Annotated in this window: 13 protein-coding genes; 1 reads left to right on the plus strand and 12 read right to left on the minus strand. The window is 45.8% G+C overall.

Features of this window, described 5'->3' with window-relative positions:
- Positions 1-64: 64 nt before the first annotated feature.
- From Q0R35_RS13145 to Q0R35_RS13155, 3 genes are all read right to left on the minus strand, one after another.
- Positions 65-283, minus strand: a complete 219-nt coding sequence (locus Q0R35_RS13145; RefSeq protein WP_295618843.1) for a hypothetical protein — start codon at positions 281-283, stop codon at positions 65-67.
- Positions 280-2,043, minus strand: a complete 1,764-nt coding sequence (locus Q0R35_RS13150) for a S8 family peptidase (RefSeq protein ID WP_295618846.1) — start codon at positions 2,041-2,043, stop codon at positions 280-282. Before Q0R35_RS13150 ends, Q0R35_RS13145 begins: the two co-directional genes overlap by 4 nt.
- Before the next feature lie 150 nt (positions 2,044-2,193).
- Positions 2,194-3,522 (minus strand): tetratricopeptide repeat-containing serine protease family protein, encoded by a 1,329-nt coding sequence (locus Q0R35_RS13155; RefSeq protein ID WP_295618849.1) that lies wholly within the window; start codon positions 3,520-3,522, stop codon positions 2,194-2,196.
- A 232-nt stretch (positions 3,523-3,754) separates the two neighbouring features.
- Between Q0R35_RS13155 and raf1 the strand changes: the two genes are divergently transcribed.
- On the plus strand, positions 3,755-4,822 hold the full coding sequence (raf1, locus tag Q0R35_RS13160) for a RuBisCO accumulation factor 1 (protein WP_295618853.1): 1,068 nt from the start codon (positions 3,755-3,757) through the stop codon (positions 4,820-4,822).
- A 194-nt stretch (positions 4,823-5,016) separates the two neighbouring features.
- Here the strand turns inward: raf1 and Q0R35_RS13165 are convergent, their stop codons facing one another.
- The 9 genes from Q0R35_RS13165 to rplU all read right to left on the minus strand — a co-directional run.
- Complete coding sequence (locus tag Q0R35_RS13165; protein ID WP_295618856.1) at positions 5,017-5,331, minus strand: hypothetical protein; 315 nt, start codon at positions 5,329-5,331, stop codon at positions 5,017-5,019.
- A gap of 105 nt (positions 5,332-5,436) precedes the next feature.
- Positions 5,437-6,984 carry an AAA family ATPase gene (locus Q0R35_RS13170; RefSeq protein ID WP_295618859.1) on the minus strand — a complete coding sequence of 516 codons (1,548 nt, stop codon included), beginning with the start codon at positions 6,982-6,984 and terminating at the stop codon, positions 5,437-5,439.
- A gap of 274 nt (positions 6,985-7,258) precedes the next feature.
- On the minus strand, positions 7,259-9,154 hold the full coding sequence (locus Q0R35_RS13175) for a hypothetical protein (RefSeq protein WP_295618862.1): 1,896 nt from the start codon (positions 9,152-9,154) through the stop codon (positions 7,259-7,261).
- Between the two features lies 1 nt (position 9,155).
- Positions 9,156-9,644 carry a 2TM domain-containing protein gene (locus tag Q0R35_RS13180; RefSeq protein ID WP_295618865.1) on the minus strand — a complete coding sequence of 163 codons (489 nt, stop codon included), beginning with the start codon at positions 9,642-9,644 and terminating at the stop codon, positions 9,156-9,158.
- A gap of 120 nt (positions 9,645-9,764) precedes the next feature.
- Positions 9,765-9,971 carry a DUF2839 domain-containing protein gene (locus Q0R35_RS13185; protein WP_295618868.1) on the minus strand — a complete coding sequence of 69 codons (207 nt, stop codon included), beginning with the start codon at positions 9,969-9,971 and terminating at the stop codon, positions 9,765-9,767.
- Between the two features lie 173 nt (positions 9,972-10,144).
- Complete coding sequence (locus Q0R35_RS13190; RefSeq protein ID WP_295618871.1) at positions 10,145-10,267, minus strand: hypothetical protein; 123 nt, start codon at positions 10,265-10,267, stop codon at positions 10,145-10,147.
- Between the two features lie 86 nt (positions 10,268-10,353).
- A complete protein-coding gene (moeB, locus tag Q0R35_RS13195; protein ID WP_295618874.1) occupies positions 10,354-11,526 on the minus strand; it encodes a molybdopterin-synthase adenylyltransferase MoeB in 1,173 nt (390 codons plus the stop codon).
- A gap of 334 nt (positions 11,527-11,860) precedes the next feature.
- Positions 11,861-12,127 (minus strand): 50S ribosomal protein L27, encoded by a 267-nt coding sequence (rpmA, locus tag Q0R35_RS13200; RefSeq protein ID WP_295618876.1) that lies wholly within the window; start codon positions 12,125-12,127, stop codon positions 11,861-11,863.
- Between the two features lie 92 nt (positions 12,128-12,219).
- Positions 12,220-12,498 (minus strand): 50S ribosomal protein L21 (gene rplU / locus Q0R35_RS13205; protein WP_295618880.1); only part of this gene is annotated, 279 nt, incomplete at its 5' end.

Here is a 12,498-nt window from a genome sequence, read left to right on the forward strand (position 1 = left end):
GTATACAATATTCAACTTCTTGTAGAAGTCGAATACTTGTTAGTTATTCAACCAAAGATTAGTTTTATAAGATCTCAAACGAATTAACATTTAAAACCTTACCAATCATCGCTAGAGTCATGACATCATCGTTTAATGTCCCTTGCACCTTGACATGCAATCCTACCTCGCGTAAATCGCGAGGGCAATCTAGTAACTCGTAAGTAGTACCATCCTCGGCTACCAATGCCCAAGCACCAGTACCAAAACCTTTATGCTCAATTCCACCAATCACCGTAATCATACTGTTTGAGAATCTCCTCTCGCCGCGAATCTAGCTAAACCAAAACATAACAATCCATTGACTATCAAGAAACCGCGTGCCATCCCGCCGTCGCCTAACCACCAAACGCTTGGAGAGATTGCTGCACTAACAAATAGACAAGCTGCTACACCCAAACTAGTACCGACTGCAAACCATTTTCCTTGAGGAAGCGACCAGCAAGCCACTAGTAATACTACCGGAATTAGGACACTAGCGAATAGTGGGTTGAGAATACTATTACCTGAAATTGCGTTACCAAGTTCGGGAATCGAACTACCTAAAACGCGAAATGGTGCTTGAGGTAAGTCGAATATATAGAAACCTTTGAGGAAAAACAACCCACTGCTACCCGCAATCAAACCACTAAATAGTGGTAAGCCAAAGGGAAGATAGTTGCGAATCAAGAAGGCTAATAAATAAGATCCGAGTACCATTGCGACTTTTGGCAATAGCGCGATCGCACCACCATCGATCCAGAATTTGAGGTTGAGATAACCATTATCGCGCAACCACCGGAAGAAATCATTAAAGGTAATTTTACCTTTTTGGGCGAGTTTGACTGCCGCAGCAGCATCTAAATGTCCCGCACCATAATAGTTTTGCGGATCGGTATCAATTTTGCGAACCGATTGCTGCAATACGGCTAAGACTTCATCGGGAGCTGTTACGCCTGTAGACTTAATCAGCGCGACGACACCTGCAACGTGCGGAGCAGCCATACTCGTACCTTGGAAGCCAGCAATTACTGGCAGATTGGTACTAGGATCGATCGTTTCTTGCCAGATTTTACTACCATTACCGCCACCAGGAGCGGAGATATCTACACCTGCGCCATAGTTAGAAAATTCGGCTTTCTCGCCTTGAGCGTCGATGGCGGCAACGCTAATCACACGAGCATAGCGCGCGGGATACGATGCCGAATCTCGGTTTTCATTACCCGCTGCGGCGACGATGACGACACCTTTCTTGTAGGCATACTCGATCGCATCTTTCATAACTTGGCTTTCGCCGCCACCGCCGAGACTCATATTAATGACATCGGCTTTGTTATCGGCGGCAAATCTAATTGCTTCAGCAATATCGCTAACTGTCCCGCCACCGCTACCTGATAAGACCTTGAGGGGCATGATTTTAGCTTCGTAAGCTACTCCCGCCACACCGTAGTTATTGTTGGTAGATTGGGCGACAGTGCCCGCTACGTGGGTGCCGTGTCCGTTGTCATCGTCGGCGTTAACTTTGTTGTTGACAAAATCGTAACCCGCTACAAATTCGGTTTGGGCTAAGTCGGGAACTTGGCTGACACCAGTATCGATAATGGCGACAGTAATGCCTTTACCGCGATTTTCTTCCCATGCTTGTTCGGCGTGAATGTTGTGTAAGTGCCACTGCTTGCTATATTGCGGGTCGTTGGGCGCAACTGTGGCACGATAGATATAGTTAGGCTCGATCGCTTCTACATCTTGACTGAGGCTCGATGCCCGCAATTTGTCGAGTAATGCGCGATCGCCTTTGACGGTATATGTCTGTTCGGATTGAGAAAATTGACTATTCAGGCGCGGTGCCAGGTGATATTCCCCTGTCAACACCTGCAATTGTCGATCGATTTCGGTGGATGCAATATTCTCTTTAAAGTCAATAACTAGGGAGTCAAATTCTCCAGTGGTTGCCAATCCTTGGAAGTTGGAGATGGCGAACCCGATGCCCAGACAGAATAGGCACAAGATTAACAGTTTCCGCATATACGGCGATCGCTTTTACACTTAATTAGTATCCCTAGCATAACTGAACATTTTCAATTGTGCCGTAATTTAGGGGATAGGGGATAGGGAATAGGGAATAGGCTTTAGAAGTAATTACACTTCTTACTCCTTACTTCTTACTCCCATCTCCTACCCCTTAACTAGCTGCTTAATTTTCTGGACTGTCTCTAAATACTGACTGTCTTTGCCTTGTTTTTGATACAGTTCGGCGGCGGTGACATAACTTGCCACTGCGCTGCGATTGTCGCCGAGTTGATGGTAGGCAAAGGCGCGACGGGTATAGGTCTCAGCCTCGTCAGGAGTGAGTGCGATCGCGCGATCGTAATCTTTTAATGCACTTTGACAATTTTTTAATTCACACCAGGCAACTCCCCGCCCGACATAAGCTGATGAAATGTTGGGTTCGAGGGTGATTGCCAGATCGAAGTCGGATTTGGCACCTTGCCAATTAGCCAGCAAATTGCGGCTGTTACCGCGATGGAGATATGCCTCGGCATGTTGGGGCTTAACTTCGATGGCGCGCGTGTAGTCGGCTTCAGCTCCTTGCCAATCTTTAGTCAAACTTCGGGCAATCCCGCGCCGGAAATAGATTTCATCAAATTGGGGATTGAGTACCAGAGCGCGATTATAGTCGGCGATCGCATTTTGATAGTCGCCCTTTTGAGATTTTTCTTGAGCGGCGATAAAAAAATCGTCGGCTGTGGGCTGCGACGATTTGGGGACTGGATTTTGTCGCTCGATCTCGACATTTAGCTGACTGGCGATTTGGGTAAAGGTATCGATCGGAATTGCCAGTCCACTCACGGGTTTGACTCGTTCGCGATTGCCAGATCGATCGATATTCGGATCGATCGTGCCGACACTTTTACCGTTAATGCCAATTAAATTACCCGCTTCATTAAATAAACCACCACCGCTCATTCCTGGCAAAATCTCGGCATTGCCAATTGCCAATCCATAGCCGCGATCGCAATCTTGACGACCGATCGCGACAACCGTACCGGGATAAAATCGTAATGACTTAACCTGAAAACCCGCTGCAAAAATTCGTTCGCCTCTGGCGATGTTACTAGAATTACCAAGTTCGGCAACGGTATAGTTACGATCGCTCTGAAAAGTCAGGGTAGCTAAATCGAGTGAATTTGGGGCAATTTTCACCTCACTCGGCGCGATCGTATATTGTTGACGATCGGGTGTAGTAACTGCCACAGGCAGGTTGTAGAGATTATTCACCACATGGGCGGCAGTTAAAATCGTATAGGTATTGCCGATCCGTTTAATGATTACTCCCGAACCTTGTCCCGATCGTGTCTCGATCTGCACGACTCGATCGATCGCAAAATCTTTAGAAACGATCGGATTTGTGGCAATCTGTGGTGATGCAAGTACGGGGACAATTGGAATTAAGGGCGTAGCGATACTAATCCCCAACAGAGCGAGTGTAAATTGTTGATGCATTAATTACAGAATGGTTCGCGATAAAGACAGTATCGATCGATTACGCTGCTAGCTCTTCAAGCCTAATGCCTAAAGGAGGGTATCGACTCATAAAATATAGCCCAAAAAGGTAATTCGGTCTATGCCCGACTAATTCGATCGGCGATCGTTGCCACAGATTGTGCCAACATGAAGATACTAAGAGATCTATCGATTACCTTCGGTAGACTACGCCAACGATAAGACCTAAATCATGACTGAACTCACTGACAACCAACCACCCATCGATACCGACGCACTCCTGCTGATGTTGCGGCGCAAGGAGCGCAACTGGGTAGAATGGGGTAAAGCTTGCCAGCAACTCCAAAAAGCTGGACTCAAACCCCAAGAGATTTTTGAAGCGACTGGATTTGAGCCGATCCAGCAAAATCAAATTATTGTTGGTGCTCAAGTTTTTGATAGCATGATTAAAGTTGGGGTAGCTCCAGCCACAGAAACTCACTACCAACGCATGGGTAGCGATAGTCTCTACGAGCTACGCATTCTGTCTCAAGAAGATCGTGCGTCAACAGCCGACTATCTGTTCAACCGCAATATTGACTCTGAAGGCTCGAAAGAAGTCGCCAAGGCATTTAAAGAATTTTCTTACATGCAGCAGCCTCCAGCGGGTTTTACCCACCATCCCGGCGATGCTGTTGCTTATCAGTATTGGCGATATATCAAGCAACAAGGCGATCTGACTGAAAAAACCCGGCTAATCGCACGCGGATTGATGTTTGCTCACAGTCAAAGTGCCCGCAATCAGATTGAAAAATTACTGACAGCCCTCACCGCACCGCCCCAAAAGCCCGCTCCAGCTCTGCCAGTGTACCGATTGCAAGCAGACGAAGAGTTACCACGGACGATCGCACTCGCGGGAGAATTTCCGATCGCGAGTAGCTCTTTAGCTGATGTACCGCAAATGGCTAGTACTGGATCTTTCCAAATCGTGCGGAGTACGTGGGCGGCTGGTTGGGTGAGCCTACCCGGTTGGGGCGTGCTGTGTAAAACCGAAAATCCGGTGGCGATTCTGGGCAATAAAGATACTCTACCGCCCAAACTAGTCGGTACATCGACTGAAACGATCGTCATTCTCGATCGGAATATCACCGAGTGGAATGAGTTTAACTATTTTGCAGTCGATCGCGATGGACAACTAGCGATCGAGTGGTTCGATACTCAACCTACAATTGAGTTACTAGCTCAATTAGTCCTAATCGTGCATCTCAAACGTCCGATCGATCCCGATACACCTAAAGATCTCTGGGAACTCGAAGATTAATTGCTGTGGAATTTCTAGTGTTTTAGCGGGGTTTGCTTCGCTACTAGCATAATTTAACGGGAGGAAAATTGATTTGCTTCGTTCCTACACCGCCCTGAACTGGAAGTTCGGGCTATTAGCCCCAAATTCATTTGAGGGCGGTGCAGGAACGAAGCCAGGAGTCATCAAGCGGGACAAGGATTCCCGAACTGACGTTAAGATAGTAGAAAAGCAACAAATAACCCAACTAATACCAAGATGGGAACTCCGCGAACTAAAATCCCCCAAAAGCCCATTCTAGTTCGTTCTTCCAGCTTGACATCGACAATTCTCAGTTCCGATTTAATAAATTCAACCTTGCCATCGAGCTTCGTTTCGATATTATTAATTCGCCCTTCCATTTTGGTAAATCCCACTCGCACTTCTTCCCGCAATCCGGAGATCGAGGATGTCAGATCGGCGATCGCTTGACTATTTTGCTCGATCGCATTTTTTAATTCTTGGATATCTCGATCTGTAGATTCTGTCACAATTTTGCCTATAAACTGATGTCGCTAGAGTATCCTTGTCGGTTGGAGCCGATCGGGTGGATATTATTATTTTATAAGTATTTTCCGCCGCAAAGATATCCGGTGTTATCGATCGTGAAGTTGACGGATCGCGATCTCCAGATCCTGAGTAGTATCGATCGTGGTGACATAGCTGCGTTCTGCTGGGGTAAAATCTTCCCAAGCGGCTTGCTGACTGGCGAGTAAGTCTACCGTCGCATCAGCAATATCTCCGGTGCGATGTGCCAGCCGATCGCGCAATACGGCTTCAGGTGCTGTGCAATGAATTATCTGCAAGGGAATCCCGCGATCGACGGCTAAATTGACCACGGCGGCACGTAAATCGCGGCAATCGTACTTTGCATCCAAAATCACAGTAAAGCCCTGTAGTGCTAATTTTGCCCCCAGTTCTAACACCCGCTGATAGGTTTTTGCTGTCATTTCGGGCGTATACAAACTCGCATCGCCTTTGCTTAAAAGTGAGATCCCACCCAAATGCTTACGTACCGCATCGGAGCGCAGATGTACGCCGCCTAATGCCATCGCGATGCGTTTACCTAAAGTACTTTTACCAGCCCCCGATAACCCCGATAGCATTATCAATTTTGGCGGGGTTGGATGCTGCGTATATGCCCAAGCTCGATGGTAATAGTCTCCCGCTGTTTTGGCTGCGGCTTGGCGATCTGTCGCGGAGATTGCCGGATCGTCGAGTAGAAAGGATGTTACTTTCGCTCGTACATACGCCTGACGGCTGAGATAAAAGGGTAATACTTGCAATCCTTCCCAATCGCCTGTTTGTTCGGCGTAGGTATTTAAAAACCGATTGGCAAAATCTTTACGTCCTCTAGCTTCTAAATCCATCACGGCAAAAGCGATATCATGCATGGTATCGACATAGCGAAATGGTTCGTTAAATTCGATGCAATCAAATAGTAAAATTTTAGATTGCCACAAACAGATATTTCGCAAGTGTAAATCGCCATGACATTCGCGAATAAATCCGCCAGTTCGACGTTCGTTAAATAACCGATCGCGTTCTAGTAAGAATCGATCTGTGTATGCTTTAGTTTCGGTAAATTGCTGTTGAGTCTGAGCTAGTCCGATATATGGTTCGGTCTGGCGATAGTTATCGTCAATCGATTGTCGAACCCGTTCTACTTCGCCAAAGCTACTAATATAGTCATTCGTCTGGGCGTTAGCATGAAACTGCGCTACAACCGTGCCCATTTCTTCGATTTGGGCGATCGTCATCGTCCCAGCTTCAAACATATTGCTGAGTAATGTTTTCTGCGGAAATTGCACCATTTTGACAGCATAGTCTACAATCTCGCCATGATTACCCAGATAGTATTTATTGCCTTGCTTGCCGATCGCTACTACTTCTAAATACAACTCTTTGGCACCACGTTGATTGAGTCGAATTTCTTCATGACAAAAGTGTTGGCGTTTGGAGATAGTTGAGTAATCTAAGAAGCCAAAATTAACTGGTTTCTTGAGCTTGTACGCAAATTTTCCTGTCAGTAAAACAATTGATGCATGAGTTTGCATTAATTGAATCGGCATCGTTACCGGATGAGGATAAAAATCCGGTGTCAACATCTGCTGGATTAATTCTGGAATTGCTACGTTCGACATAATTGCAATGTGATAAATCGAAAAACCCCGGTTTCCAATCGGAACCAGGGTTTTTGTGCCAAATACTCAGTTGAAACTATATTTTAGCTGACTAACTTTTTGAGCTAGATTACTTCGAGAAATAGGGGGTTTAAGACAATCGGTAATGCTATTAAACATTTACTTTCTCCAAAAGCATACCCTAAATTTTCAGGTATGTCAAGCGTATTTTGATGTAAATAAACTAGTTATTTTACTAATGTTTGTAATGGTAGCAAATAGCTAACACGATCGCTCAAGAAGCATTGTCCCGAATCGGTTGGCAGTGATAGAGTTGATATTTATAGCCATAAACGCCCTTAGTAAACTTTTTTTTGTCTCGATCGCACGTTGGCGGTAAGCTAGTCGGCGCATAGAAATTAACTAGCCACAGATCGATCGATCCAGAAAACCGCTCGACAGTTTGGCGAAGTAGTTTAGTTGCAGCACAATCTCGCTCGCAAAATTTCTGAGATTGACTGGCTAACAGAAATTTAGTGGTAACACCTGGTTTTTCTTTCACAGCGGCTACTGGTAAAGATCGTAACCGCTCTGTGGGAGATATTATGCCAACCATCGGATCTGCTTGCTGGAGTTCCCAGGCTAATCCCATCATTTCCCCTACCTGAATCAGACTATTGTGTGTTGTAGCAATTAGTACGGGAATCGGTGCGGATTGCTGAATCATCGGCACGATTTGTTCGGTGCGATAATATTTGTGATAACCATAATTGCCCGCGACGATCGCACTACTTACCAATCCCATTAATAGTACAATTTTAACTGCGCGCGTTCCCGATATCCATTTGGCGATCGACGGTTTGCTGTACCAACAACTCGCTAATCCCAACCCAACGAGCATCACAATGCCTGGAAAATAAACAAAGTGATACCGTGCGCCGCGCGTGATATCTACCCCAGTCAGCCAGGGTAAGAGTAAATATAACCCGATCGCGCTCGTGGTAAATGTCACGATTGCCATCGTCTCGATCTGAAACTGTGGCTGTCTGAGCTGCATCCCAATCCCACGATCGAGCATTGGTGTCACCCAGACAAAAAAGATTAGCATCAAAATCGCCGAGCCAATGACGATCGGAATATTAAGATCGATCGGATTATCTGAAAAAATCGACAGCGTGGGTAATTCTGTCACTTCTACTAATAATAATGACATCATCGAGATCGACGCACCGACGATTTGGAAAAAAGGGTTTAAGATTTCGATCGATTTATGAGGTGCATTATCGATCCAGCCAGGTAAAGTGCGATCGACAGTCGTAATTAACAGCCACAGCCAGACAGACATCCCCGCGATCGTACTCAAAATTGCTACGATTAATTGCCACCATTTCGGCTGCAATCGCCTTTTTTTCGCCATCATGCAAGTGGCTGGCGGCGGGGGTTGGCAAATTTGTCGCCACCAGACAAATACTAATACGACAGCTTGCGCCAGCAGCGCGATCCCAAATAAGTAATGCGTTCCCATCCCCAAAATGTTGGCACTCACCCAGATCGTCATCAGGGGGATGGGTAAATTTTGTGCGCTAGTTAAATATCTACAGGCGATCGCCAGACAATTAATAACAACGATCGTCCATAAGATCGCTAAACTATAATGACGCGCTTCTTGAGCGATAAATACACCATAGGGCGAAACAGCTAACATCGCCGCTGTCAGATTGGCGATCGATCGTGCCATTTTGCTGTCATCTTGACGCGATCTAAAGGTTAAATAACTGGCTATATACGCGCACGGAATTGTTAGAACCCCGATGAGTGCGGGTAAAGCTCTCGCACCCCACAAACTGACTAAACCACCATCGGTGGCAAATAATTTCATCCACAAAAATGCTAGCCCAAAATAAATTGGCGGCTGGCGATCTTCGATCGATACTCGCTGAATAATATCACCCAATGTCACGCTGGGATTGGGAATTAATGGTGCGAGTAACTCTGATGAATCGATCGTTCGATCGAGTGGTACCGATTGGAAACTATTGCCCAGGCTCAATACCAGCGTTCTAAATTCATCAGCCCACGGGGGTTTACCATCTAAATTAGCAAATCGTAACACAGCCCCCAAAATTATCCAAAACATTAGCCACAACAACTGTTGTCGCCAGTGTCTATCTACGATCTTAGCGGCTAGCATACTATACTAATTTATCAATTAATCCCGTAATCGATTTCTGAATTTTTTGCTTGCGTTGCCAATTTTGGAAAGCGCGATCGTAAGCTTCACCTCGACGCTGATAAAATAATTTCCAGGCATCTAACCCGACACCCATACCCCAGAAAATTAACACATATAAAGACCACGGAATTCCAAACCCTGTCAAAAAATTCAAGGCGACCAAACACGTATTGGTAATTGCATATTTACCAAATTTATCTTGAAACTTCGATCGACGATAGGAATCGAATTTTTGCAGCTTGGCACTATCGCCTTGCTGAGTCAGCCAGGTAGTTTCAGCCAGCTTGAGCGTACCCGGTGCAATCCGTAATTCGTCAGCTATTTCTAATAACTGAGCGTAAGACAATTCAGTATCGGCACTAGGATGTTGAGCCAGCGCAATGTTCAAAATTTGTTGGACATCTTCCTGGCTATAGGAGCGAGTTAAGGACTGTTCTGAGGAGTTCATAGCCGATCGAACGCACTAATTAATTAGAGGTGAATGGGCACATACCCATATTTATTATGACATTTCTAATTAGGTGAGGTAGTCTCGACCGCTACCCCAATCGCCGTACTTGACACCATATTAACCCACAATTTTCCACCAGCCCAAGCTCGGCCCGATCCCCCGCACCATCAACCACCCAAATACTAGCAACCCAATCCCAATCCAAGCTCCCTGAGTGCTAACTCGCACAAATTCCGACGATTGTGTCGTCGTCAGTGGCAACCACGAGACAATTCGCTTCGATTCGGGTGTTCCTTGTTCTTTCCGCCGTTTTGAATCGCCCATATCACCTAGTTTTAATTAAGCCCTATCTTCAAGCTAGATACGATCGACAGTTGCTGTCAAGCATCTGCAACTTATATTCATCAATCGCGATCTTACCTCTCCAAAAAAATATATCTCTCGATCGACTGCTAGCATTTAGGATCGATCGAGAGATATATTTACATTATAAATAATTAAGTGATTTCTGGAAATTCTCCCATAATATTGTCTGAACTTTGATTAGCACGATCGACTGATAGACTGTGATGGACTGCTGTCCGATCGTCAAAGTCCATCATATTTATCAGATAAATCATAGTTCAGACGGTATATTCTCGATCGAAAATCACCTTAGCTGTTTTCAGCAATTTGCTGCACATTTTTAGACAAATGTCAACCTAACTTAATATTCCAGTACCGAAGCATCGACTTCGCGACTCCAAGCCTGAATGCCACCTTTAACATTAGTCCCCTCAATCCCAGCTTCCTTGAGAATAGACAGAGCTTTCGCCGAGCGTCCGCCCATTTTACAATGAGCGATGAGGCGATGACCATTCAGAGCGGCTTTAACCTGCTCGATGCCTTTACCCTGCTCGATGTCTGGTAGCGGAATCAAAATCGAGCCAGGAATTTTGGCAATATCGTACTCGTTCGGGTTGCGAACGTCAATCAGGACAAAATCATCAGCACCGCTATCGATTAAGGCTTTGAGTTCCGTCACTGTCATTTCTGCTAACATACTTTGTTGCTCGGCTTCAGCCGCTTTCGCTTGAGGAATTCCACAGAACATTTCGTAATCGATTAATTTCTCAATCACCGGACGCACGGGGTTCGGGCGTAATTTCAGCTCGCGGAACTTCATTTCTAGGGCATTATATAACACCAACCGACCGCTAAGTGTCGTTCCTTGACCGAGAATAATCTTGACTGTTTCCGTTGCCTGAATCACCCCGATAATGCCACAGAGGATACCTAAAACACCACCTTCAGCACACGAAGGTACCATTCCTGGTGGCGGGGGTTCTGGATACAAATCGCGATAGTTTGGCCCACCCTGATAGTTAAAGACTGTCGCCTGTCCTTCAAATCGGAAAATCGACCCATACACATTGGGCTTATCTAATAAAACACAAGCATCGTTAACCAGATAGCGCGTGGGGAAGTTATCTGTCCCATCGACGACGATATCGTATGGACGCATAATATCGAGCGCATTATCAGCACTCAAAGCTGTTTCGTAGAGGTCTACTTGACAGTAAGGATTGATTTCATGAATCCGGTTTTTCGCCGATTCAATTTTGGGTTTGCCCACCCAAGAGGTACCGTGAATGACCTGACGCTGGAGGTTGGAATGATCTACCACATCAAAATCGACAATGCCCAGCCGACCGACACCAGCCGCCGCCAAATAGAGTAACAACGGCGAACCGAGTCCCCCCGTACCGACGCACAGAACACTGGCGGCTTTGAGGCGTTTTTGACCGTCTAGACCGACTTCTGGGAGAATGAGATGCCGCGAATAGCGGGCATATTCTTCTGGTAATAACTGGATTTCGTCCAGGTTAGGATCGAGCATAGCTAGTTTAGTTAAAGCTGATGATTGGTGAGTTCAACAGCGATCGCCAAGAGGTTTGGTATCTAGAAACTAGCACTCTGACCGTCGCCGTTTGCATTGGGGTAAGCTTGCTGTCAGGTACAGCCTTAACTTGAGCCAATTCGGTCTCTAACAGATGTCTGAAAATTTGACACTGTTTACCAGACTGATGCTTTATATTCTACCTCGTTTGCGGAGCATCTTCTTAGCAGAATGTTTGAAAATTCTCGATGCCAGCATACTTGGGATCTTCAGCTCAAAATCGGGATACATCCTAAGATATATCCCGATTCGATCTCTAAATTAAATAATATTTCTAAGCTGCGACAGCGACTGGGTAAACGCTAATTTTTTTACCGTTTTTGCCTCTGCGCTCGAAAGTGACAACACCATCAACTAGAGCGTAGATGGTATAGTCTTTACCCAAACCGACATTATTGCCAACGTGGAAAGACGAACCGCGTTGACGAACGATGATGTTGCCAGCTTTGACTACTTCACCACCATACTTTTTGACACCCAATCTCTGGGCATTTGAGTCTCTGCCGTTTCTAGTACTACCCGTACCCTTCTTAGAAGCCATAATTACCTCGGATTACTAAAATTATATTACTATCGCTCCCTTCCTGGAAGGGGCTGGGGGCGATCCACTGAGAACCAACTAAGTGTAAGTTCCTAAACTGCAACTGCAACAGCTTCAGCCGTGGCGATAACGGCACCGTTGACACTAATCGAATCAACCATCATCCGAGTCATTTCTTGACGGTGACCGCGTTTTTTACGGGTTTTCTTTTTGGGCTGCATTTTGTAGACGATAATTTTGCGCGCACGATAATGGCGCATGATGGTACCTTCGACAGTGACACCAGCAACTAATGGTTGACCGATCTGAATGCTACCATTATTTTCAAGTAAGAATACTTTGTCGATCGACACCGTACTGTCTGGTTCGCC

This window comes from Chamaesiphon sp. GL140_3_metabinner_50, assembly GCF_025361915.1.
Classification (GTDB): Bacteria; Cyanobacteriota; Cyanobacteriia; order Cyanobacteriales; family Chamaesiphonaceae; genus Chamaesiphon.